Here is a 22981-nt window from a genome sequence, read left to right as displayed (position 1 = left end):
CCGGATCACACCCGGTTACGGGTGACCTGCAATCCCGGCGCGGCCTGCTGCGCCTGGCGCGCTGCCAGCCCCGCCAGCACGCCCACCATCGCGGTATAGAAACTGGCCGCCACCTGGTGCGCGAACATCGACTGGGTCAGCCCGCACAGCACGTAGCTGATCACGAACATCACCCCGGCCGCGGCCGGTCCGCGGAACTGCACCTGCCCACTGCGCCGATGCAGGCGCACGAACAGCCACAGCGGCACGCCGTAGACCGCAATCAGCAACAGCAACCCGGGCACGCCCTGGGTGGCGCCCCACTCGGCCAGGTCGTTGTGTGCATGGCCCAGATGGCAACGAAACAGGGCGTTGTCGGCCGCGCACGCCGGCAACTCATGCATCGCATCGTCGAAACGGCCAACGCCGACGCCGGCGAGCGGATGCGCACGCAAGGTGTCCCAGGCCACGTGCAGGCGTTCGATGCGCGCACCGGCGGAAGAATCGCTGTCGCCGACCTCATAACGCTGCAGATCGCGCTGCAACTCGCCCAGGCGCATCTGGTCGGTCAAGGCGGGAACGCTGGCGATCACACCCACGGCCACGACCGCCCCGCTGACGAAGGTGAGCAGGCGTATGCGCGCGCTGTGCCAGGGCGCGCCCCAGATCAGGACGCCCACGGTTGCCAGCAAGGCCAGCCAGACCCCGCGACTGCCGCTGAGTACGATCACCACCACCGTGGCGATGGCCGCGCCCACCAGCCAGCGCACGGCGCCGGTGGGCCGGCAGAACGCCACCACTACCAGCAGCATCATTGCGATGTCGGCAAAGACAATGGCGTTGGTGAAGCCTTCGGCGCGGTCGGCGCCACGCATCACCTGCACGATCGCGATCACCATGGCCGCCGCCAAGCCGGCCAGCGCGCCCCGCCACAGCCAGATCTGGCGCGGCTGCAAGGCATAGGCCCACAACGCCGCCCACGGCAGCACCAGAAAGCGCGAACGGTTGCCTACATCGCGCAGGCCATGCTCGAACAAGGCGATCGACAGCAGCGACATCGCAATCACCGCCACCGTCAGCCATCCCAGCGTACGCAAGGTCACATCACGCGCGGCGATGCCGCCCCGCAGGCTGCGCCACCCCAGCAACGACCCAAGCAGCAGGCACAGGCCGAACGGCAACAGGCCGCTGGGCATGCTCACCACCAGGGCGGTGAGCGCAAACACGCCCAGCTCGGCCATCCCCACCCCCGACCGTGATACGACGGGCGCAGTGATGTCACGCGAGGCAGGCGGGGTGTGCAAGGAAGTCATCGACAGATCGGCAGCAAAAGGGAGGTGGAACAGGCAGGGGGCGTCAGCGACGCCGGCCAAGATAACGATGCGGCGCATGAATCCCTGCTAGACGGCCACCGGCGCGCGCATTGACGCAGCGCCTGCCGCACGGGCCGCGGGCATGCGCGCCTCACTCGACGTCCAGGTTGCCCTGCTCCTTTTCTTCGACTGCCTTCTCGGTGGAGCTGGCCACGCAGTCGCCCTGCACCGCATCGGCCGGCACCAGCCACCAGCGGCGGCGATTGGCCACGCCGACCAGTTGGCTGCGGCTGCGATCCACGCAGCCCAGCAAGGCGGTCTCCTGCACCATCAGCCAGCGCTGGCCCGGTTGCGCGGCCTGCCAGGCCACGCCGCGGCGCAGCTGTTCTTCCCACGGCACCTTGAAGCCGAAGGTCTGTGCCGGGCGGTCGGCCATCAGCAGGTTCTGCTCCTTCCAGGCCACCAGGCCGAGCTGTGCGTCCGGGCCGATGCGCCGGCCAACCTCGCGCATCACCGAACCGGCCGAACTGGAGTCGTTGAAGACGGGGTAGCAGACCAACCCGAACGCCACCCACCACGCGCCCAGCAGCGAGGCGGCCGCCAGCGCGGAGCGGCGCACGCGCAACAGCAGCAGGCTGGCCACGCCCCAACCGCCGACCGCCAGCAGCAGCCAGCCCAGCGGGTCGGTCGCTTCGCTGCCGACACCGCGGCTGTCCATGATCTTCTGCTCGAACCCCGGATGCCCGATCAGCATCGCCGCCCCACCCGCAGCGAAGGCCACCGTCAGCAGCACCACGAAGGCGAACAACAGCCGCTGCACGCCGGCCCGGCGCAGCAGCCCCGCTGCCAACGGCGCCAGCGCCAGGCAGAACATCGGCAGCGCCGGCAGGATGTAGACATCGCGCTTGCCGCTGGGAATGGTGAAGAACACCAGCACCAGCAGCCACCACGCCAGCGGCAGCAGATAACGCGCATCGCGTCGCCGCAACCGCCGCCGCCACGCCGGCACCGCCCACGGCAGCAGCAGGATGGTCGGCAGCCACATCGTGGCCATGCTCTGCAGGTGGTACCACACCGGCTGCGCGTGGTCCCAGGAGCTGGCGTAGCGCTTGGCGGTCTGGCGCAGCAGGATGTCGTTGAGATACACGCGGTATTCGGGCTGGCCGGCAGTCAGCGCGGTGACCATCATCGGCACGAACCACAGCGCGATCGCCACGAAGAAGAACAGCGGCCCGAGCCAGAAGCGGCGGTCGCGCACATGCACGCGCACGCCCGGCCAGCCGCGCGCTGCGGCAATCCCGGCCGGGATCAGCATCAGCAGTGCGATGATGCCCACGCCCTTGGTGATCACCCCCAGCCCGGCGGCGAACCAGCCCAACGTCCACCAGCGCCAGGCCGGGCCCATCAGCAGATGGCGCAGCAAGCCGTAATTGGCCAGGGTGATCCAGAACACCACCAGCGGGTCGATCTGCGCCTTCTTGGCCTGGAAGGTGAAGTGCAGCGTGAACAACAGCATCCAGGCGGCGTAGGCACCCACCCGCCGCGTCCACAACCGCCGGCCCAGGTCATAGACGCAGGCCAGGGTGCCCAGCGCCGCGAGCAGCGACGGCAGCAGAAACGCCACCCGCCAGTTGCCCAGCAGCGTGTAGAACAGCGCCTGCAGCCACATCAGCATGGGCGGCTTGTCCGAGTACAACTCGTTGCCGCGGTGCGGGAACAGCCAGTCCCCGCTCATCACCATCTGCTTGGCGACCAGGGCAAAGCGCGGCTCGTCCGAAGGCCAGGGGTCACGCAATCCGAGGCCGGCACCGATCACCAGCACAGCGGTGATGGCCAGCAGCCAGAAATCCTTCGAGGCACGGGTCTTGAGCATGGCGGGCAGCAGCGGGATGCGGGAGGGGGCGCCGGAACCGGCGCGCGATCAGGAGGCTTTTAGCAAACGTGCGTAGAAGAACCCGTCGCAGTGCTGCTCGCCGGGGAAGCGCTGCCGCCCCGGCCCCGCCGCGTGGCCGAACTGCGCCCCCAGCGGCTGTGCCTGTGCATCGGGCGTGCGCTGCAGGAAGGCGTCGATCTGCGCCTGGTTTTCGCGCGCCAGCAGCGAGCAGGTGGTGTAGAGCAGTTGCCCGCCCGGCCGCAAGGTACGCCAGCTTGCATCCAGCAGGCGTGCCTGCAGCGCACACAGCGCATCGATGTCGTCGGCCCGGCGATGCAGCAGCACATCCGGCTGACGGCGCACCACCCCGGTAGCCGAACACGGCGCATCCAGCAGCACCGCATCGAACGGCCGGCCGCCCCACCACGCGTCCGTATCGGCCGCGTCGGCCGCGTGCAATGCCACCTGCGCCGTCGGCACGGTGCGCTGCAGGGTCTGCTGCACGCGCTCCAGGCGGCGCGCATCGACGTCCAGCGCGGTGAGCTGCAGCGCCGGGTGCCGCTCCAGCAGATGCGCCGCCTTGCCACCGGGTGCGGCGCAGGCATCGAGCACGCGCGCCGATGGCGCCAGCGGCAACGCATCGGCCACCTGCTGCGCCGACCCGTCCTGCACCGAGACCTCGCCTTCGGCAAAGCCGGGCAACTGGCTGATCGGCACGGCCGTGGACAGGCGCACCGCATCCGGCAGCACCGGGTCGGCCTGCGCAGCGATGCCCGCGTCGGTCAGACGTGCCACATAGGTGGCCGGGTCGGTGCGCCCGCGATGGACCCGCAGCCACATCGGCGCCATCTGCGCGCTGGCGGTAAAAATGGCTTCGGCACGCTCGCCCCAGTCCGCGCGCAACTGCTTGCGCAGCCACGACGGCCAGCCGGCGTCGTCGGCCACCGCCGGAAATCCTTCGCGCTGGGCGCGCCGCAAGATCGCGTTGACCATGCCGGCCTGACGGGGCCGGCCCAGTGCGCGGCATGCCTCCACGGTGGCCGACAACGCCGCATGCGCGGGCAATTGCAGCACATCGAGTTGCGCAAAGCCGGCCATCAGCAACGCCTTGAGTTCGGCATCGCGGGGCGGCAACGGACGTTCCAGCCATTGCCGCAACGCCACGTCATACGCCGGGCGCCGGCGAATGACCGCAAAGCAGATCGCCTCCACCAGCGCGCGATCACGTGGATCGGCCACGCCGGGCAAGGTGGCGGCCAGCTCGGCCTTCAACGAGCGGCCCTGGTCGAACACCGCCGTCAGCACCCGCGCCGCAGCCAGGCGCGAGCCAACGCCCGCCGCCACCGTATCGGCCGACATCAGCGCAGCGCCGGCAGGTCGCGGCGCGCGTTGAGGTAATCGGCGGCGGTAATCGCCTTGCCGCCCTCGCGCTGGAGCACCCGCACCCGCAGCGCGCCCTGCCCGCAGGCGATGTCGATACCCTGCTTGCTGGCGGCCAGCAGGGTGCCCGGCGGCTGTTGATGCGCCAGCTCCAGCGCCACCGCGCCATGCAGGCGCACCCGCTCGCCGGCCAGGACCGCCTCGGCCACCGGCCACGGGTTGAACGCGCGCACGCGCCGCGCCAGTTCCTGCGCCGGCTGCGCCCAATCCAGCCGCGCCTGCGCCTTGTCCAGCTTGTGCGCATAGGTCACGCCCTCGGCCGGCTGGGCTTGCGCCACCGGACGGATGCCGGCGCGCAACAGACCCAGGCCGTCGGCCAGCACCTGCGCGCCCAGCGCAGCCAGGCGGTCGTGCAGCTGCCCGCCGGTTTCCTGCTCGCCGATCTCGATACGTTGCGACAACAGCACCGGGCCGGTATCCAGGCCGGCTTCCATCTGCATCAGGCACACACCGGTTTCGGTATCGCCGGCCTCGATGGCGCGCTGGATCGGCGCGGCGCCACGCCAGCGCGGCAACAGCGAGGCGTGCACGTTCCAGCAGCCATGGGTCGGCGCGGCCAGTACCGCCTTGGGCAGGATCAGCCCGTACGCCACCACCACCATCAGGTCCGCATCGAGCCCGCGCAGCGTGGCCAGCGCCTCGGGCGAGCGCAGGGTCTGCGGCTGGTAGACCGGAATGCCGCGCGCGATCGCTTCCAGCTTGACCGGCGAGGGAGTCAGCCCGCGCCCGCGCCCGGCCGGCCGATCCGGCTGGGTGTAGACCGCCACCACTTCATGCCGCTGCGCGGCCGCGCGCAAGGAGGCGACAGCGAAGTCCGGTGTACCGGCGAAGATAATTCTCATAGGGCGGGGATTCGGGATTTGGGATTCGGGATTGGCAACGGCGGGGGTGCTGGCCGGGGCGGGAGTAGCGTGGAGCTGAAAGGCGCAGAGCGGGATTTACGCTGGAAGATTTGGCAAACCGGCGCCGGAGCCCGCGTGCCCCATCATCGATCGGGTGCGCTGAGAAGCGGGAATTGCATCCGGGACTCGAAGCCCGTAATAGGCAGCGGCTTGGCGGTCACGCATTCCGCGCCCGAGGTTCAAGGCCATCCGCCCGGGACTTGCCGCAGTGGCAAAGTGCCGGCCTAGCCATCAGATCGCACCGAGATCAGCGCTCAACGATGTGAAACCAGCCGGCTCACAGGCGTGCAAAAACCCGCCTTTACCAATCCCCAATCCCGAATCCCCAATCCCAGCCCTCAAGCCACATGCTTGCGCTGTTTGGCCAGCTTCTTGCGCACCATCTCGCGCTTGAGCGGAGACAGATAGTCCACGAACAGCTTGCCGTCCAGGTGGTCCATCTCGTGCTGGATGCACACCGCCAGCAGGCCATCGGTGCTGAGCTCCTGTGCCTTGCCGTCACGGTCCAGGTAACGCACGGTGATCGCATCGGCGCGGCTGACATCGGCGAAGATGCCCGGCACCGACAGGCAGCCTTCCTGGTACACCTGTTCGCCCTGGCGGGTGGCGATTTCAGGATTGATGAACACCTGCGGGGCGTTCTTCTCTTCGCTGACGTCGATCACCATGAAGCGCTTGTGCACGTCCACCTGACTGGCGGCCAGGCCGATGCCGGGCGCCTCGTACATGGTCTGGAACATGTCGTCGAGCAAGCTCTGGAACGCCGGGCTGGTGACCTCGGCCGCATCGACCGGCACGGCCTTGGTACGCAGCCGCGGATCGGGAAATTCGAGAATAGGGAGCAAAGCCATGGGGTTACCCGTCTGGGACACCGGCGCGGCGCCGGCAAGACGGTGTCATTCTAGCGCAATGCTTGCGTGGCGCCCCGGTTTCTGGACTATAGTGCGCGGACCTGTTGGGGAATCAGGCAAGAAGGCACTCATGTTGAACCGACTTCGTACGGTCGTCGCTGCGGCGATGCTGACCGTCGCGACCTACGCTGCCGCGCAAGCGGTGGGCGAGCATCCAGATACCTATGTGGTCCGCAAGGGCGATACCTTGTGGGACATCGCCGGGCGTTTCCTGCAAAAACCATGGCTGTGGCCGGAAATCTGGCAGGCCAATCCGCAGATCCAGAATCCGCACCTGATCTATCCCGGCGACGTGATCAGCCTGGCCTATCTGGATCGCGTCGGCAAAGGCACCATCCAGCCCGGCCCGCGCCAGGAAGCACCGATCAACGCCATTCCGCTGGCCGACGTCGAGCCGTTCCTGAAGAACCTGCGCGTGGTCGACGACTTCGATCAGCTGCCTTACGTGGTGGGCCTGGAAGGCGGCCGCACGCGCGCCACCACCGGCCAGGTCGCTTACGTGGTCGGCCTGGAGAACGCGCAGCCGGGCCAGCGCTTTGCGGTGGTTCGCCCGACCGTGAAGTTCAGCCTGCCCAAGCACAACGAAGACCTGGACATGGCGGGCAACATCACCGCCGGCTCCGGCAACATCTGGAAGAACTTCATCGCGCCGAGCAAGCGCCGCGAGTTCCTCGGTTATGAGCTGGCGCAGGTCAACGTCGGCACCATCACCCGCAGCGCGGCAGGCGGCAACTCCAAGGCGGCAACCCTGCTGTTGCAGGACAGCGGCCGCGAAGTGCGCGCCGGCGATCGCATCGTCGCGGTCGAAGCACAGCCCTACGATCTGCAGTTCATCCCGCACCCGCCGTCCGAACAGGCGCTGCAGACCGAACTGCGCGTGCTGGCCATCTCCGACGCCTTCATCGTCGGCGGCACCCGCGACGTGATCGCCATCTCCGGCGGTGCCCGCGAAGGCATCAACAACGGCACGGTGTTCTCGATCTGGCGCAAGGGCCGCACGGTCAGCGACCGCGTCAAGCACGCGCGCTTCTCGCGGACTGATGACGATTTCAGCGGCCCGGCCGGCTCCACCGTCGGCCTGCCCGACGAATACGCCTCGCATGCGATGGTGTTCCGCACCTTCGACAAGGTCAGCTATGCGCTGGTGATGGAAAGCGTCAAGCCGACCGGCCTGGGGTATTTCGTCAAGCATCCCGACGCGCAGTAAGCAAAAATTCCGATGCATCAACGCGACGGCGCCCGAGGGCGCCGTCGTCGTTTGCGGCCTAGCCTGAATGCATGGCCCTGACTGCTCCCGACCTGCGCGCCCTGCTGATCCTGCTGCTGGCAGGCGGCCGTAGCCCACCGCGAAAGGCATTGCTGACCACCTTCGCGTCGGCGGCCCAGATGCTGGCGGCCGGGCCCGAGGCGTGGCGCTCCGCCGGCTGCGACGAGGTGCAATCGCAGCGCCTGCACACACCCGACCAGCAGGCACTGGATGCGGCGCTGCACTGGTGCACACAGCCCGGGCACCACCTGATCGGCTGGCACGATCCGGACTACCCGGCCCTGCTGCGTCATATCGCCAATCCGCCCATGGCCCTGTTCGTGGACGGCGACCCCAATGCGCTCTGGCACCCGGGCGTGGCCGTGGTGGGCAGCCGCTCGGCCACCGCCGCCGGCCGCGACCATACCCGTGTGTTCGCCTCCAGCCTGGCGGGCGCCGGGCTGAGCATCGTCAGCGGCATGGCCGCAGGCGTGGACGCGATCGCACACGAGGCCGCGCTGGCCCACCGCGAAGCCATCACCGTGGCAGTGGTCGGCACCGGCACCGACGTGGCCTATCCCGAGCGGCACCACGGCTTGCGCGATCGCATCGCCGCACGTGGCGCGGTGGTCAGCGAATACCTGCCGGGCACCGGCCCGGTAGCGGCGCACTTTCCGGCCCGCAACCGGATCATCGCCGGGCTGGCTCTGGGCACGCTGGTGGTGGAAGCGGCGATGCGCTCCGGCGCCCTGATCACCGCACGCCTGGCGGCAGAAGCCGGCCGCGAGGTGTTTGCCCTGCCCGGCTCGCTGCACAACCCGCTCGCCCGCGGCTGCCACCACCTGATCCGCCAGGGCGCCACGCTCGCGCAGGAACCGGCCCAGGTCATCGACGGGCTGGGCCTGCTGTCGGGCGAATTGGCCAGCGCCTTGCGCGAACGCCTGAGCGCCCCAACTCAGGAGGCCAGGCCGGTGCGCACCGCCACTTCCGTGCGCTCGGACCCGGACTACCAGCGCTTGTGGCAGGCGCTGGGCCACGACCCAACCCCTATGGATTCCCTGGTGCAGCGCACCGGATTGACGGCCGCCGCGCTGTCCTCCATGCTGCTCATCATGGAACTGGAGGGAGACGTGGTCACCGAGCACGGTCGCTATACCCGCAATCCTTAGTTTCTTCACCTCCACAGCGTCGCGCGACGCAGGCCGAGGGCAATGAAAGAGAGCATTCTCGATGTACTGCTGTACCTGTTCGAACATTACTTCAGCGAAGACGCGGACCTGGTCCGTGACCGTGACTCGCTACAAAATGGCCTGATCCAGGCCGGTTTCAGCCCCGCAGAAATCAGCAAGGCCTTCGATTGGTTGGACGCGCTCTCCGAGCAGCGGCCCAGCGTCGCGCGCCCGCATGTCGATGGGCCGGTGCGGATCTATCACGGGCCGGAGCTGGACAAGCTCGATGTGGACTGCCGTGGGTTCCTGCTGTTCCTCGAGCAACACCGCATTCTCGATGCCGATCAGCGCGAGCTGGTGCTGGATCGCGCCATGGCGCTGGACCAGGACGAGCTGGACCTGGACGACCTCAAATGGGTGGTGCTGATGGTGCTGTTCAACCAGCCCGGCGCCGAAGCGGCCTATGCCTGGATGGAAACCCAGATGTTCCTGGACGAGCCTGAACCCGTACACTGAGCCTTGAAGCCGCCACGGACGTGCGTGCAGGGGAACGGGGATGCGCAGTTGGTATTACGCCGATGGCAATCGCCATCGGCACGGGCCGGTGGCCGAAGACGCCTTGCTGGGTCTGTATCGCGATCACCTGATCGCCCTGGATACGTTGGTCTGGCGCGAAGGGCTGGACCAGTGGCTGCCCTTGTCCGCCTGTGCCGACACCCTTGGCCCGCCAATTTCCACTGATATGCGTGCGGCATCGGTTCCGCCGCCATTGCCGCCCGCTGCGGCGCACGCTCCGCTTGCTCATGCGCCCGCACCGCCTCTGCACCCACGCGGCAATACCACTGGCTGGCCGTTGATTGCAGTGCTGGGCGCGGTGGCCGGCGTCTTCGTCGTGGTTGGCGTGATCGGGATCCTTGCCGCGATCGCGTTCCCGGCCTACAACGACTATCTCAACCGCGCCAGGGTGGCCGAGGCGATTGGCGAGTTGGCACCGTTAAAGCCGCAGATCGCCGAATTTCTTGCGAGCGAAGGCCGCTGCCCGGTCAACGACGACGCTGGCTTCAAGCCACCCGAGCAGTACGCGAGCGAGCGCTTGAGCAGCGTGCGTATCGGCCGTTTCGAGACGACCGAGTGCGGCATCGAAGCGGTCATCCACGCGCCCAAGTCGGCCAGAATCGACGGCAAGGCGCTGTGGCTGGATCTGGATGCGGAGGCCGCGAGCTGGAACTGCAGTTCCGAGATCGACGACGCCCAACTTCCGCCGCATTGCCGCGGCTGACCGCCTGCAGCACGCCAATGGCTACACGTTAAGGGGACGACATGACGCAGTGGTATTACGCCGACGCACAGCGGCAACGCCAGGGACCGGTGGACACGGACACGCTTGCCGCGCGCCTGTCGCAGGGCATCATCGACCGCTCCAGCCTGGTCTGGCGCGAAGGCCTGCCGCAATGGGTGGCCCTGCATGAGGTCGCCGCCGAACTGAGCCTCGACGGCGCGGGGCCTGCGGTGCCCGAGGCCGGCGGGCCGCCGCGCGTGGAAACACCGACCGATGCACCGCTGTCGGCTGCCGACAGCGTCGACGGCGTGCCTGGCACGGCGTCGCCCGTCGCGGCCAGGCCGGTCAATGACCACGCTGCCACGGCATCGCCCGCGCAGACGACCGTTGCCGATGCCAGCGGCAGCGCCGTGGCTGGTGCCGCCGTGGCCGCCGGTCTTGCCGGTCAATCTCCGTCGGTCGATTCCCCAGCCCACCCGCCACGCGACCACGCCCCGTCACCGGGCCGGCCGGCATGGTCTGCCCCGCCGGCAGACGCCATTACCCCACCGCAAGCCTCGGGCCCGAGTCTGAGCGAGACCGCCGGAGCGGCTTCGGCACCCGGAAACGCACCGACAAGTGCGACGACGCCGCTTCCCGGCGCCTGGGGTGATCCGGCCCTCGCCGCGCCCGCGGCAAGCGGTGCACTGCAGGATGCGCCGGTCGTCTACGCCGGCCTGTGGCGGCGCGTGGCCGCCAGCATCCTCGACAGCCTGATCACCACCTTCGCGGTGTACCTGATCGTGATCCCGCTGGTGTTCGTGGTGGCGCTGATGACCACCCGGGGCGACTCCGGTTCGGCCCTGGACGACGGCAGCGCGCTCGGCATTGCGATCCTGGTGATGTCCTACGGCATCGGCCTGGCCATCCCCACGCTGTACTTTGCCTGGATGCAGTCCAGCCGGTTGCAGGCCAGCCTGGGCAAGCTCGCCTGTGGCATCAAGGTGGTGCGCGCCGACAGCAACGGTGCCCGGGTCGGGTTCTGGCGCAACGTGCTGCGGTACCTGGCCTATATGCTGATCAGCGTCCTGACCTTGGGGATCGGCGCGGTCGTGGCGGCCTTCATGGCCGGCATGACCCAGCGCAAACAGACCCCGCACGACAAGATCTGCGACACCCTGGTGGTGGACCGCTGGGCCTTCACCGACCGCCCGGAGCTGCAGTCGCGGGGCCTGGACACGGTCACGATCGTGGTACTGGCCATTTATGCGGTGCTGCTGGTGCTCTCCATCGTGGTCGTCGCGATCATGCTGGCAACCATCGGAATGAGCCAGAGCTAGCAGTTCGCCGCGCCAGGCGCTTGACACGGCGGCGTCCGCCGTGATCTTTCTAATAAGACGACTGAACGCCCGGGAGTACTCCCCGGGCGTTAACGTGTGGGAAACGGCCGATCTGCTTCCCTCGACCGGCCAATTAGGCCACGCTACCCGCCCCCCGGGCTCTGCCCCAAGAAGTTGCCACCATGCCCAAGCACCTGCTCATCGTCGAATCGCCCGCCAAGGCCAAGACGATCAATAAATACCTCGGCAAGGACTTCACTGTCCTGGCCTCGTATGGGCACGTGCGCGATCTCGTCCCCAAGGAGGGCGCGGTAGATCCGGACAACGGCTTTGCGATGCGTTACGACCTGATCGAGAAGAACGAGAAGCATGTCGAGGCCATTGCGCGCGCCGCCAAGGGCGCCGACGACATCTTCCTTGCGACCGACCCGGACCGCGAGGGCGAGGCGATCAGCTGGCACATCGCCGAGATCCTGAAAGAGCGCGGCCTGCTCAAGGACAAGCCGATGCAGCGGGTGGTGTTCACCGAGATCACACCGCGCGCAATCAAGGAAGCGATGCTCAAGCCGCGCGCGATCGCCGCCGACCTGGTGGATGCGCAGCAGGCCCGCCGCGCGCTGGACTATCTGGTGGGCTTCAACCTGTCGCCGGTGCTGTGGCGCAAGGTGCAGCGCGGGCTCTCTGCCGGCCGCGTGCAGTCGCCGGCGCTGCGCATGATCGTCGAGCGCGAGGAAGAGATCGAAGCCTTCATCCCGCGCGAATACTGGTCCATCGATGCGCACTGCCGGCATCCTTCGCAAGCGTTCAATGCGCGACTGATCAAGCTTGACGGGCAGAAGTTCGAGCAGTTCACCGTCACCGACGGCGACACCGCCGAGGCGGCGCGCCTGCGCATCCAGCAGGCCGCGCAAGGCGTGCTGCATGTGACCGACGTGGCCAGCAAGGAGCGCAAGCGCCGCCCTGCCCCGCCGTTCACCACGTCCACGCTGCAGCAGGAAGCTTCGCGCAAGCTCGGCTTCACCACCCGCAAGACCATGCAGGTGGCGCAGAAGTTGTACGAAGGCGTGGCGCTGGGCGATGAAGGCTCGGTCGGCCTGATCAGCTATATGCGTACCGACTCGGTGAACCTGTCGCAGGACGCGCTGGCGGAAATCCGCGACGTGATCGCGCGCGATTTCGGCACCGCCTCGCTGCCGGACCAGCCCAACGCCTACACCACCAAATCCAAGAACGCGCAGGAAGCCCACGAAGCGGTGCGCCCGACCTCGGCGTTGCGCACACCGGCCCAGGTAGCGCGCTTTTTGTCCGACGACGAGCGCCGCCTGTACGAATTGATCTGGCGCCGCGCGGTGGCCTGCCAGATGATTCCGGCCACGCTCAACACCGTCAGCGTGGACCTGTCGGCCGGCAGCGAGCACGTGTTCCGTGCCAGCGGCACCACCGTGGTGGTGCCGGGCTTTCTGGCGGTCTATGAAGAAGGCAAGGACACCAAGAGCAGCGAGGACGAGGACGAAGGCCGCAAGCTGCCGCTGATGAAGGCCGGCGACAACATCCCGCTGGACCGCATCGTCACCGACCAGCACTTCACCCAGCCGCCGCCGCGCTTCACCGAAGCGGCGCTGGTCAAGGCGCTGGAGGAATACGGCATCGGCCGTCCGTCCACCTACGCCTCGATCATCCAGACCCTGCAGTTCCGCAAGTACGTGGAAATGGAAGGCCGCAGCTTCCGCCCGACCGACGTGGGCCGGGCGGTGTCCAAGTTCCTGTCCGGGCACTTCACCCGCTACGTGGATTACGACTTCACCGCCAACCTGGAAGACGATTTGGATGCGGTGTCGCGCGGTGAAGCCGAGTGGATCCCGTTGATGGAGAAGTTCTGGGGCCCGTTCAAGGAACTGGTCGAGGACAAGAAGGATTCGCTGGACAAGACCGACGCCGGCAGCGTGCGCGTGCTCGGCACCGACCCGGTCAGCGGCAAAGAGGTGAGTGCGCGCATCGGCCGCTTCGGCCCGATGGTGCAGATCGGCACCGTCGAAGACGAAGAAAAGCCGACGTTCGCGTCGCTGCGTCCGGGGCAGAGCATTTACTCGATCTCGATCGAGGATGCGCTGGAACTGTTCAAGATGCCGCGCGCGCTGGGCCAGGACAAAGATCAAGACGTCAGCGTCGGCATCGGTCGTTTCGGTCCGTTTGCGCGCCGTGGCAGCGTGTACGCCTCGCTGAAGAAAGAGGACGACCCGTACACCATCGATCTGGAACGCGCGGTATTCCTGATCGAAGAGAAGGAAGAGATCGCGCGCAACCGCGTGATCAAGGAATTCGAGGGCAGCGACATCCAGGTGCTCAACGGCCGCTTCGGCCCGTACATCAGCGATGGCAAGCTCAATGGCAAGATCCCGAAGGAGCGCGAGCCGTCGTCGTTGACGCTCGCCGAGGTGCAGCAACTGCTGGCCGATACCGGCAAGCCGGTGCGCAAGGGCTTTGGCGCCAAGAAGGCCACGCTGAAGAAGAATGCGGTCAAGGATTCGGCCAAGGAAGCGAAGGACGCCGCCAAGAAGACCACGGTCAAGAAAACCGCCACCAAGACGGCAGCGAAGAAAGCGCCGGCCAAGAAAACCGCCGCCAAAAAAGCGGCCAAGCGCATGGTCAAGAAAACCGTGAGCAAGGCGGCAGGCTGAGGCAGCGCATGGACCACACGCTGAGCCCGGACAGCGCGGTCGCTACCCTGCAACGGGGCGGCGTGATCGCCTACCCGACCGAAGCGGTCTGGGGCCTGGGCTGCGACCCGGCACAGGAAGCGGCGGTGCTGCGGCTGCTGGAGATCAAGCGGCGCCCCGTCGACAAGGGCGTGATCGTGGTGGCGTCCGCCATCGAGCGGCTGTACGACTGGATCGATCTCGATGCGCTGGCGCCGGCACGCCGGCAGGACGTGCTGGCCAGCTGGCCCGGCCCGCATACCTGGATCCTGCCGGTCACGTCCCGCGCGCCGCGCTGGGTCACCGGCACGCACGACGGGTTGGCCGTGCGCATCAGCGCGCATCCGGTCGTGGCTGCGCTGTGCGCGGCCTGGGGCGGCCCGCTGGTGTCCACCAGCGCCAACCTGGCAGGCGAGCCCCCCGCGCGCAGCCGCGAGGCCCTGGACCCGGCCCTGCTGGCGACCATCGACGGCGTGGTGGCCGGCGATGTCGGCGGGCAGGCGCAGCCCACCCAGATCCGCGACGCACGGACCGGTCAGGTGCTGCGCGACTGAGCCACCGCCGGCCGAACAAGCCGGCGTCATGGTCCACTGAAAGCGCCCGTCTGGCGGTTGCTGCTCGCTGCCATGCAGGTCTGCATCAGGCGCGCGCCTGGCCCGGAGGCCTGTCCTAGCCGTGTTCGGTCCCCACGCCCCTCTTCGGTCTTCGACGGCTGTGCCCGCATGCAACGGAGCCAGCCAGCTGCGCCTGATCGGCACGTCCGCGGTAACGACCCGGCGCGGCAGGCCCTGCGCTCTCGGCCGGGTATCGATCAACGAGCGGTCTCCTGGAGCGGCCGGGCTCCGCCACAAGCAGCACCCGGGCACCTGCGGCAGTGCCCAGCCAGGCAAGCTCATCGCCTTCAGTGACGCTGCCATGCCGCGGCGCGACGGCGTCGCAGGCGACCGCCAGCCACTTGGCGGCGCGGCCGCCGAGCGCGCACACTCAGGCCATGCGTACTCCCCTGACTCTTCTGTTGCTGGCCTGCGCACTTCCCGCAGCGGCAGCGAGCACGGCCAGCAAGCCCGACCCCAACGTGCGCGTGTACCGCTGCGTCAGCAGCACCGGTACCGTCGCCTTGCAGGATGCGCCGTGCAGCGGCGGCCGCCAGCAGGTGCTGGACATGCAGCGCCCCCAGGATCCGCCGCCACGCCCGGCACGCGTTCAGGCGCCCGCCCCGGCCGCCGCCGCACCCGCGCGCGAGGTGCGCATCGTGACCGTGCAACCGCCGCAGCCGATGTACGAGTGCACCACCGAAGACGGCCAGCGCTATACCAGCGACAGCCCCGAAGGCAATCCGCGCTGGGTGCCGACCTGGGGGCCGGCCTATGTGGGCAATGGCATCGCCCCGCCCCCGCCCCCCGCTGGCACCCTGCGCCCGCCGCTACCGGTGAGACCGCGCCCGGCGATCTCGGTGCAGGGTGGTTCCGGACGCGGCAGCCTGCGCGGCAGTGCCAGCTTCGGCGGTGGCAGCTATCAAGGTGGCTATCAGGGCGGATACCACGGTGGCGACTATGGCGGCACCGTGATCGTGCCCTACGGCAATGTGCAGGTCCGCGACGAATGCCACGCCCTGCCGGAACAGGAAGTCTGCGCGCGGTTGGCAGACCGCCGCTGGGAGCTGATCCGTCGGTACAACAACGCACTACAAAGCGAGCGCCAGGACCTCAGCCGCGAACAACGTGGCATCGAAGCGCGTCAGCAACGCGATTGCGGCGGCGCATGAACCGTACCCTGGTGGTATGCCTGCTGTTGGGCGGGGTGTGGGGCGCCAGCGCCCAGGAAGTGGCCATCTACCGTTGCACCGATCCCACCGGCGCGCTCACGGTGCAGAACATGCCGTGCCCGAAAGGCATGCAGCAACAGAAAAAGCTGATGACAGCCCCGGCCGCAGTGCCATTCGCGCCAGGCGGAGCGGCAACCGCTGCGCCTGCACGTGCCACGCAGCCTCGCGCCGCTGCGCCAACCGCTGCATCGGCGCCTGCCGCGCCAGCCGCGACACCTCCCACCACGCCAGTGCCGGCAGCGACCTCCACCTCGACACTGCCACCGCCGCCGCTGTTCGAATGCACCGCGCACGATAACGGACGCTACTTCACCGAAGACCGCGAACCGGCCACGCGTTGCCTGCCGATGCAGACCACCAATCTGGCCGGCGGGCCGGCCACCGGTGGCGGCAGCGCCTGCGAAGTGGTCACCGACCGCTGCGCACCGGTGCCGGACCAGAGCCTGTGCGAGGCCTGGCGCAAACGTGCCGAGCAGGCCGAATCCACCTGGCGCTTCTCCGATGAGGCGCAATCGGCCGAGCGCAAACAGCGCTATGACCAGATGCGGCGCGTGCTGGATGAAAGCCGCTGCGCCAATCCCGCCGCCACGCCCTGAGCGCGCGGCCTGATCACCGGCTGCAATGCGTTACGCAAACCGCGCTACGACCAGATGCGGCGTGCGCGGGATGGCCACGGCCGCGCCAATCCTGCCGTGATGCCGTCAGCGCTGTTCCGATCATGGGCTGCAATGCATCGATGAAACGAACGTTGATCGGCATATGTCGACAGGTGCTGCCAGGTAGTCCGCGCGCTGCATCTCGATCAGGCGCGAGGCGGTGGGCTCGAATGCGCCGGCCAGGCACTGCGCGACGTGCCCCATCGCCCCCATGTGCACTGCCGCCGGGCGGAACCCGGGCGCCGCATAGAGCGCGACGCCGCGCAGCGACGCTGCGCCCTGGCCCGCCAGTGCAACGACCGGCAACGTCGCCCTGCCGTGGCGCTGTGCTCAGAACCCGTAGCGCAGAAAGCCGCCATCCACCGCGATGCATTCGCCGGTGATGTAGCTGGCCGCCGGCAGGCATAAGAAGCCCACTGCGGCGGCCACTTCTTCAGGCTCGCCGATGCGGCGCATCGGGGTGCGCTCGATCACCTGCTCGTAGTAATCCGGATCCGCCAACGGCCCGGAGGTGCGGCGCGTGCGGATGTACCACGGCGCGACGGCATTGACGCGGATGCCATCCTCGGCCCATTCCACTGCCAGGTTGCGCGTCATCTGCTGCAGGGCAGCCTTGGTCATGCCATACGGCGCACCGCTGCGCACATGGGTGATCCCGGACACGCTGCCGACGTTGACGATGGCCGATGCGGCGTGCCGGGTCAGCAACGGATGCGCATAGCGCGACAGTTCGAACGCCGAAAACACGTTGGCTTCGAAGATGCCGCGCCACTCGTCCTCGGTGTAGTCGATCGCGGCGCGGGTGATGTTGCCGCCGGCGTTGTTGATCAGCACATGCAGGCCGTCGGCATGATCTTCCACCCAGTCCAGGATCGCGCGGCGCTCCTCATCGTCGGCCACGTCGGCCGCCAGGCCATGCAGCTCGCGCTCGGGAAATTCCTCGGCCAGCTCGTCGCGCGCCTGCGCCAAGGCATCGGCATCGCGCGCCACCATCAGCAGATCCGCGCCAAAACCCAGCAGCTCGCGCGCAATGGCCAGACCGATGCCGGCACTGGCGCCGGTGATGAGCGCGGTCTGTCCATCCAGCCGCCAGCGATGCATTGTCACGTGGGTGATCCTCTTCAAGACGCTGGGAAACGGCCGCTGCAGCGCAGTTGACGCGCATGCGTGGGCCGAGCGTTAGGATACCGCCACCCCGAGCGAGGTCACGACGATGAAGACGCATTGGATGCTTGCAGCCTGCCTGGCGGTGTCGCTGGGCGCCTGTCAGCGGCCGCAGCCCGCACCCACCGAACAGAAACCCGAACCGCAGGCCACCGCCTTGCGCGACCACATCCAGCAACCGCTGAACGAGGCGCACGCAGTGCAGGCCGCGACCGATCAGGCCGCCGAAGACCAGCGCAAGGCGATCGACGCAGCCACGCAGTAGAAACCACAACGCCGGCACAAGGCCGGCGTTGTCGATACAGCAATCGCTGTCCAAGCGCGACGGCTCAGAACCCGCAGAAGCAGTAGGCCAATGCCTTGACCGGCGTGCCGCCTGCCTTGCTGTCGTGCACGGCGCTTTCGACGAAGCGCAGCTGCGTGTCCACTTCCGGCAACGAGCGGGCCAGCAATGCACGTGCCATGCCCGAGTCGCCCAGCATCCACGCGCCCATGCGGCTGCCGGCGAACCCGCTCATGAACTGCGAAAACGGCGTCGCCGGTTTTTCCACATAGCGCACGCGGAACTTGCCACGGCCCAGCTTGGCGCGGTCGGCCGCATCGGCCACTGCGTCCTGCATGCCGCCGAAGGCATCCACCAGGCCATGTTGCTTGGCCTGCGCCCCGCTCCACACACGACCGCGCGCGACCTTGTCGATGGCCTCCACCGACTGGTGACGCGCCTGCGCCACCTTGCCGGTGAAGTCGGCATAACCCTTGTTGATCACGGCCTGGATCACCTGGCCGGCCGCCGGGTCCAACGGACGGGTGATGTCGAACGCACCGGCGAATCGCGTGGTACCCACGCCGTCGGTGTGCACGCCGATCTTGTCCAGCGCGCGGGTCAGGTTGGGCACCATGCCGAAGATGCCGATGGAGCCGCTGATGGTCGACGGATCGGCGTAGATGCGATCGGCATTCATGCTGATCCAGTAACCGCCGGACGCGGCCAGGTCGCCCATCGACACCACCACCGGCTTGCCGGCCTGCTTGAGCGCGACCACTTCACGGCGGATCTGTTCGGAGGCGAACACTTCGCCGCCGGGCGAATCCACCCGCAGCACCACCGCCTTGACCTCGTCGTCGTCGCGCGCCTGGCGCAGCAACGCCGCGGTGGACTCGCCACCGATGCGCCCGGCCGGCTGCTCGCCGCCACTGATTTCGCCGGCGGCCACCACCACGGCCACCTGCGGACGGCTGTCCATCGGCGAGCGCTGCGCCTGCAACTGGCTCAGGTAATCGTTGTAGCCGATGTTGCGGAAACCGCTGTCGGCATCGCTGTCGGCCACGCCGCGCTTGGTCAGCAGGGCATCGACGTCTTCGCGGGTCTTGAGCCCGTCGACCAGCTTCTGCTGCAGCGCGAACTTGGCCAGGTCGCCACCGGCGGCCACCACGCCCTCCGGCAGGGTGTCGATGCCGGCGGCCAGCTGCGCGGGCGTGAGCTTGCGCGCGGCGCCGACATCGGCCAGATAGCGCTGCCACACATCGTTCATCCAGAACAGGTCCGCTTCCTTGGCGTCGGCCGAGGCCGCGTCGAGGATGTACGGCTCGGCTGCAGACTTGTATTCGCCGACACGGAACAGGTGCACGTCCACGCCGAGCTTGTCCTGCAGGCCTTCGCGGAAATACTGGCGATAGCGGCCAAGCCCTTCCAGCAGCACGCTGCCCATCGGGTCCAGATAGACCTCGTTGGCCTGCGCGGCCAGCAGGTACTGGCCCTGGCTCATGCTTTCGCTGAAGGCCACAATCTGCTTGCCGGAGGCGCGCAGTTTCTGCAGCGCGGCGGCCACTTCGCGCTGCGAGGCGAAGCCGGCCGGCTGCAGCTTGTCCAGGTTCAACAGCACCCGCTCGATCTTGCGGTCCTTGCCGGCCGCCTCGATCACCCGCACCAGGTCGCGCAACTGCACTTCTTCGGCGCTCTTGTCGCCCACCGCCTTGGCCAGCGACCGGCTCACCGGGTCGGCGCTGAACTGCTCGACCAGGGTGCCTTCGGGGTTGATCACCAGGGTGGTGCGCTCGGCCAGTGGTTTGGTGCCGTCGCCGCGCGCGATCGCCACCACGAACAGCAGCAACAGCAGGAACAGAAAGCCAAAGAACACCAGGTTGAAGATCAGGCGCCGGGTGAAATTCATCACGTCCCACAGGCCGACGAAGAAGCTGGCGATGGGATTGCGACGCACGGGGTGGTTCATGGAAAACTCCGTCGAAAAGACGCTGCGTACAGATGATGGTGTGCAGCATACCGGCTGCGCTGCGCGCGCGGCATGCGCTGAAAGTCAGGGGGCCACGCGGGCGGTCAATCGCCGGCTGGTATGGCGGAAGCGCAAGCCCATCAGGACCGACGCCACGGTCAGGCCCAGGATCAACCCGATCCACATGCCCTGCGGCCCCCAGCCCAGCCCCAGGCCGAGCCCGGCGCCGATCGGCATGCCCACGCCCCAGTACGACACCATCGCCAGGAACATCGGCACGCGGGTGTCCTTGAGCCCGCGCAGCGCGCCGGCCGACAGCACCTGGATGCCATCGGGGAACTGGAAGGTGGCGGCAAACAGCAGCAACACCGAGGCCAGCGCGGCCACTGCCGCATCGTTGGTATAGACGCCAACGATGGCGTCGTGGCCCAACAGCAGCGCGCTGGCCGACAAAGCCTGGGTGCCCAGCACGATGGCGTAACCGGCCCAGGTGGCGCGCCGTATCGCCAATGGGTCGCCACGGCCCACCGCATGGCCGACGCGCACGGTGGTGGCTTCGGCCACGCCCATCGGCACCATGAAGCACAGCTGCGCGACGTTGATGGCGATCTGGTGCGCAGCTGCTTCGGTGGAGCCCAGCCGGCCGATCAACAGGGCGGTGACGATGAACAGGCCGCCTTCCATCAACACGGTGATACCGATCGGCAGGCCGGTGCGCAACAGATCACCGATGGCGCGCCAACGCGGCCCTTCCAGGTGGGTGAACAGTTCCAGGTGCGCAAAGCGACGCGCCCGCCACAGGTACAGCGCAAAGACACCGGCCTGCACCCACATGGTGATCGCCGAGGCCATGCCCAGCCCTTCGGCGCCATGCTCGGCCAGGCCCCATTTGCCGTAGGTGAGCGCATAGCCCAGCGGCGCCAGCACCAGCAGCCCGCCAAACCCCAGCAACATGGTCGGCAGCGTCCAGTGCATGCCTTCGCTGAGATAGCGCATGCAGAAATAGAACGTCAGCGCCGGCACGCCCCAGCGCACCGCATGCAGGAAGTCGGTGGCCCCCGGCACGATGTCCGGCGCAATGCCGAAGGTGGGCAGCAGCGGCGGCACCACGCTCAGAAACGCGAACATCAATGCGCTCAAGCCCAGCGACAGCCACAACGCCTGACGAAACAACGGGCCGATCTCGCGCTCGCGCCCGGCGCCGAGCAGTTGCGAGACCGAAGCGGTCAGCGAGATCAGCGTGCCGATCGGCACCAGCATCGGCAGCCACAGCAGCGAGGTCCCGATGGTGACCGCCGCCAGCGTGGCAGTGCCGTGGTGGCCGGCGATGACGTTGTCGGTGAAGCCGATCAGGCCGGTGGAGACGTGGCCGAGCACCAGCGGCAAGGCCAGCAGGCCGGTGGTGCGCACTTCCGCGGCGAAGCCTGGCGTCGCGGACGTGGGTGCAGAAGGAACAGACATGACAAACCGATCGCTGCGCGGACTACGGCCGTACCGGGAGGCGCTGGCACCGGGTCGCGTGGGGCCGCTATCTTACGCGCAGTTTCCGACAGCGGCCTGACGCGCGCCTGGGTCACTGCCGCCGCGCTCGCTCGCGCATGCGGGGCAATACAATGCGGCACGCCAATCCCGGCCAGCCGCGCGATCATGCTGTACCGTGCGCGTGACATGGCCCTTCGGGTGGCCATGCCAGCCGCTGCGGCCCATTGGAACCGCCAACAGGACCTGGCCATGCCCCTGCACCCGACCGCGCCGCACCCATCGGATTGCGAAAACTGTTCCACCGCCCTGCACGGTGACTTTTGCCACGCCTGCGGGCAGAGCGCCCACAACCCGGTGCGTAGCGTTGCGCATGCGGTGGAAGAAGTATTCGAGTCGTTCTGGCACCTGGACGGGCGCATCTTCCGCACCCTGCGCGACCTGCTCGTGCCCGGCCGCGTGGCACTGCGGTTTCTGAGCGGGCAACGCGTGCGCTATGTGGCACCGATGCGGCTGTTTCTGGTGCTGAGTCTATTGACCTTCTTCATCGCACGCATCGCCGTGCACGCGTCCGACGAGGACACCGATGTCGCGGCGGGAGCGGCACCGCACAGCGCCACACCGAAAGACTTCGCGCATGCGCGCACGCCGGCGCAGGTGGAAGCGGTGCGTGCGCAGATGGTCGGTGCGCTGACCAGCACCCGCACGGTGGTGCCAGCCGGCATCGCACGCGACGGCGTGGATGCCGGCATTGCACGTGCCGAGAGCGAAGCGAGCAAGCGGCTGGCGCAACTGCACCAGGGCGCGCGCCTGAATAGTGCGGCCCCGGTGGTCGATGCACCCGACAACAGCACGTTCTTTTCGGTCGGCGGCACCCCCTGGGATCCGGTCAGCAATCCGTTGACCGTGGCGCCGTTGCCGCCGTTCGCCAACCGCTGGCTCAACACCCAGCTCGGCCATATCCGCGCCAACCTGCCGCGCCTGCGCAGCAACCCGCAGCTGCTCTACAACGCGTTCTTTGCGGCGGTGCCATCCACCTTGCTGGTGCTGGTGCCGCTGTTTGCGTTGCTGTTACGGGTGTTTTACCTGCGCAGCGGGCGGGTGTATCTGGAACACCTGGTGGTGGCGCTCTACAGCCATGCGTTTCTGTGCCTGAACCTGCTGGCGATGCTGCTGCTGTCGCTGCTTGGCGACGCGGTGGCGCAGGTTGCCAGCCCGATTGCCTGGAGCATCGGGCTGGTGCAGTTCGGGCTGGCGCTGTGGATGCCGGTCTATCTGCTGTGGATGCAGCGACGGGTGTACGGACAGTCGTGGCCGGTGACCGTGCTGAAATATCTCGGCCTGGGCAGCGTGTACTTCGTCGTCGTCGCGCTGGCAGCCGCATTCCTGATGGTGGCGAGCCTGGCGCGCCTGTGATCGAACACGGCATGCGTGACATCGCCATGGTGTTCTGGTTGCCCACAGTCTGACGCAGCAACGGCGCGACCTGGCCGCGGACG

19 protein-coding genes and 1 pseudogene are annotated in these 22981 nt (G+C 68.1%); 11 read left to right on the top strand and 9 right to left on the bottom strand.

What is annotated here, in order from left to right; all coding sequences use genetic code 11:
* Positions 1-5: 5 nt before the first annotated feature.
* The 5 genes from XnspCFBP7698_RS19870 to def form a co-directional block, all read right to left on the bottom strand.
* A complete protein-coding gene (locus XnspCFBP7698_RS19870; RefSeq protein ID WP_104581336.1) occupies positions 6-1292 on the bottom strand; it encodes an O-antigen ligase in 1287 nt (428 codons plus the stop codon).
* A gap of 151 nt (positions 1293-1443) precedes the next feature.
* The gene (locus XnspCFBP7698_RS19865; protein WP_104581308.1) at positions 1444-3165 is read right to left on the bottom strand and encodes a glycosyltransferase family 39 protein; all 1722 of its coding nucleotides are present in this window, start codon (positions 3163-3165) and stop codon (positions 1444-1446) included.
* Positions 3166-3213: 48 nt separating this feature from the next.
* Positions 3214-4524: a 16S rRNA (cytosine(967)-C(5))-methyltransferase RsmB gene (gene rsmB / locus XnspCFBP7698_RS19860; RefSeq protein ID WP_123137713.1), complete on the bottom strand. Its 1311-nt coding sequence runs from the start codon at positions 4522-4524 to the stop codon at positions 3214-3216.
* Complete coding sequence (fmt, locus tag XnspCFBP7698_RS19855) at positions 4524-5447, bottom strand: methionyl-tRNA formyltransferase (protein WP_047694661.1); 924 nt, start codon at positions 5445-5447, stop codon at positions 4524-4526. The genes rsmB and fmt overlap by 1 nt, the downstream gene beginning before the upstream one ends.
* A gap of 398 nt (positions 5448-5845) precedes the next feature.
* Positions 5846-6358, bottom strand: coding sequence for a peptide deformylase (gene def, locus XnspCFBP7698_RS19850; RefSeq protein WP_039564470.1), 513 nt, complete (start codon positions 6356-6358; stop codon positions 5846-5848).
* A 130-nt stretch (positions 6359-6488) separates the two neighbouring features.
* On the opposite strand from def, the gene XnspCFBP7698_RS19845 reads away from it, so the two are divergent.
* From XnspCFBP7698_RS19845 to XnspCFBP7698_RS19805, 9 genes are all read left to right on the top strand, one after another.
* Complete coding sequence (locus XnspCFBP7698_RS19845; RefSeq protein WP_104581307.1) at positions 6489-7625, top strand: LysM peptidoglycan-binding domain-containing protein; 1137 nt, start codon at positions 6489-6491, stop codon at positions 7623-7625.
* Positions 7626-7696: 71 nt separating this feature from the next.
* On the top strand, positions 7697-8833 hold the full coding sequence (dprA, locus tag XnspCFBP7698_RS19840) for a DNA-processing protein DprA (protein ID WP_104581306.1): 1137 nt from the start codon (positions 7697-7699) through the stop codon (positions 8831-8833).
* A 42-nt stretch (positions 8834-8875) separates the two neighbouring features.
* Positions 8876-9349, top strand: coding sequence for a DUF494 family protein (locus tag XnspCFBP7698_RS19835; protein WP_003484452.1), 474 nt, complete (start codon positions 8876-8878; stop codon positions 9347-9349).
* Between the two features lie 40 nt (positions 9350-9389).
* Positions 9390-10112 (top strand): pilin, encoded by a 723-nt coding sequence (locus XnspCFBP7698_RS19830; protein WP_104581305.1) that lies wholly within the window; start codon positions 9390-9392, stop codon positions 10110-10112.
* Positions 10113-10153: 41 nt separating this feature from the next.
* A complete protein-coding gene (locus XnspCFBP7698_RS19825) occupies positions 10154-11431 on the top strand; it encodes an RDD family protein (protein ID WP_104581304.1) in 1278 nt (425 codons plus the stop codon).
* A gap of 182 nt (positions 11432-11613) precedes the next feature.
* Entirely contained in the window at positions 11614-14109 is a 2496-nt protein-coding gene (locus tag XnspCFBP7698_RS19820) for a DNA topoisomerase I (RefSeq protein ID WP_104581303.1), read from the top strand.
* An 8-nt stretch (positions 14110-14117) separates the two neighbouring features.
* On the top strand, positions 14118-14681 hold the full coding sequence (locus tag XnspCFBP7698_RS19815) for a Sua5/YciO/YrdC/YwlC family protein (protein ID WP_104581302.1): 564 nt from the start codon (positions 14118-14120) through the stop codon (positions 14679-14681).
* Between the two features lie 437 nt (positions 14682-15118).
* Positions 15119-15892, top strand: a complete 774-nt coding sequence (locus tag XnspCFBP7698_RS19810) for a hypothetical protein (protein ID WP_104581335.1) — start codon at positions 15119-15121, stop codon at positions 15890-15892.
* Positions 15889-16548 carry a hypothetical protein gene (locus tag XnspCFBP7698_RS19805; RefSeq protein ID WP_047694647.1) on the top strand — a complete coding sequence of 220 codons (660 nt, stop codon included), beginning with the start codon at positions 15889-15891 and terminating at the stop codon, positions 16546-16548. The genes XnspCFBP7698_RS19810 and XnspCFBP7698_RS19805 overlap by 4 nt, the downstream gene beginning before the upstream one ends.
* A gap of 120 nt (positions 16549-16668) precedes the next feature.
* Here XnspCFBP7698_RS19805 and XnspCFBP7698_RS19800 read toward each other — a convergent pair whose 3' ends face one another.
* Positions 16669-16914 carry a hypothetical protein gene (locus XnspCFBP7698_RS19800; RefSeq protein ID WP_104581301.1) on the bottom strand — a complete coding sequence of 82 codons (246 nt, stop codon included), beginning with the start codon at positions 16912-16914 and terminating at the stop codon, positions 16669-16671.
* A 24-nt stretch (positions 16915-16938) separates the two neighbouring features.
* On the bottom strand, positions 16939-17715 hold the full coding sequence (locus XnspCFBP7698_RS19795; protein ID WP_104581300.1) for an SDR family oxidoreductase: 777 nt from the start codon (positions 17713-17715) through the stop codon (positions 16939-16941).
* Positions 17716-17821: 106 nt separating this feature from the next.
* On the opposite strand from XnspCFBP7698_RS19795, the gene XnspCFBP7698_RS19790 reads away from it, so the two are divergent.
* A complete protein-coding gene (locus XnspCFBP7698_RS19790; protein ID WP_104581299.1) occupies positions 17822-18037 on the top strand; it encodes a hypothetical protein in 216 nt (71 codons plus the stop codon).
* 64 nt (positions 18038-18101) lie between these two features.
* Here XnspCFBP7698_RS19790 and sppA read toward each other — a convergent pair whose 3' ends face one another.
* Positions 18102-20003 carry a signal peptide peptidase SppA gene (sppA, locus tag XnspCFBP7698_RS19785; protein ID WP_104581298.1) on the bottom strand — a complete coding sequence of 634 codons (1902 nt, stop codon included), beginning with the start codon at positions 20001-20003 and terminating at the stop codon, positions 18102-18104.
* Positions 20004-20087: 84 nt separating this feature from the next.
* Complete coding sequence (locus XnspCFBP7698_RS19780; RefSeq protein WP_047694641.1) at positions 20088-21464, bottom strand: MATE family efflux transporter; 1377 nt, start codon at positions 21462-21464, stop codon at positions 20088-20090.
* A gap of 235 nt (positions 21465-21699) precedes the next feature.
* Here XnspCFBP7698_RS19780 and XnspCFBP7698_RS19775 point away from each other — a divergent pair.
* A pseudogene (locus tag XnspCFBP7698_RS19775) lies at positions 21700-22898 on the top strand (DUF3667 domain-containing protein).
* Positions 22899-22981 lie beyond the last annotated feature (83 nt).

It is taken from the genome of Xanthomonas sp. CFBP 7698 (assembly GCF_003600855.1).
GTDB classification, from domain to species: Bacteria; Pseudomonadota; Gammaproteobacteria; order Xanthomonadales; family Xanthomonadaceae; genus Xanthomonas; species Xanthomonas cannabis.
This window is presented reverse-complemented; position numbering and strand designations above follow the sequence as displayed.

Coding starts and splice junctions, on each gene's coding strand:
- XnspCFBP7698_RS19870 (WP_104581336.1), bottom strand. CDS start 1,292: ATGACTTCCTTGCACACCCCGCCTGCCTCGCGTGACATCACTGCGCCC.
- XnspCFBP7698_RS19865 (WP_104581308.1), bottom strand. CDS start 3,165: ATGCTCAAGACCCGTGCCTCGAAGGATTTCTGGCTGCTGGCCATCACC.
- rsmB (WP_123137713.1), bottom strand. CDS start 4,524: ATGTCGGCCGATACGGTGGCGGCGGGCGTTGGCTCGCGCCTGGCTGCG.
- fmt (WP_047694661.1), bottom strand. CDS start 5,447: ATGAGAATTATCTTCGCCGGTACACCGGACTTCGCTGTCGCCTCCTTG.
- def (WP_039564470.1), bottom strand. CDS start 6,358: ATGGCTTTGCTCCCTATTCTCGAATTTCCCGATCCGCGGCTGCGTACC.
- XnspCFBP7698_RS19845 (WP_104581307.1), top strand. CDS start 6,489: ATGTTGAACCGACTTCGTACGGTCGTCGCTGCGGCGATGCTGACCGTC.
- dprA (WP_104581306.1), top strand. CDS start 7,697: ATGGCCCTGACTGCTCCCGACCTGCGCGCCCTGCTGATCCTGCTGCTG.
- XnspCFBP7698_RS19835 (WP_003484452.1), top strand. CDS start 8,876: ATGAAAGAGAGCATTCTCGATGTACTGCTGTACCTGTTCGAACATTAC.
- XnspCFBP7698_RS19830 (WP_104581305.1), top strand. CDS start 9,390: ATGCGCAGTTGGTATTACGCCGATGGCAATCGCCATCGGCACGGGCCG.
- XnspCFBP7698_RS19825 (WP_104581304.1), top strand. CDS start 10,154: ATGACGCAGTGGTATTACGCCGACGCACAGCGGCAACGCCAGGGACCG.
- XnspCFBP7698_RS19820 (WP_104581303.1), top strand. CDS start 11,614: ATGCCCAAGCACCTGCTCATCGTCGAATCGCCCGCCAAGGCCAAGACG.
- XnspCFBP7698_RS19815 (WP_104581302.1), top strand. CDS start 14,118: ATGGACCACACGCTGAGCCCGGACAGCGCGGTCGCTACCCTGCAACGG.
- XnspCFBP7698_RS19810 (WP_104581335.1), top strand. CDS start 15,119: ATGCGTACTCCCCTGACTCTTCTGTTGCTGGCCTGCGCACTTCCCGCA.
- XnspCFBP7698_RS19805 (WP_047694647.1), top strand. CDS start 15,889: ATGAACCGTACCCTGGTGGTATGCCTGCTGTTGGGCGGGGTGTGGGGC.
- XnspCFBP7698_RS19790 (WP_104581299.1), top strand. CDS start 17,822: ATGAAGACGCATTGGATGCTTGCAGCCTGCCTGGCGGTGTCGCTGGGC.
- sppA (WP_104581298.1), bottom strand. CDS start 20,003: ATGAACCACCCCGTGCGTCGCAATCCCATCGCCAGCTTCTTCGTCGGC.
- XnspCFBP7698_RS19780 (WP_047694641.1), bottom strand. CDS start 21,464: ATGTCTGTTCCTTCTGCACCCACGTCCGCGACGCCAGGCTTCGCCGCG.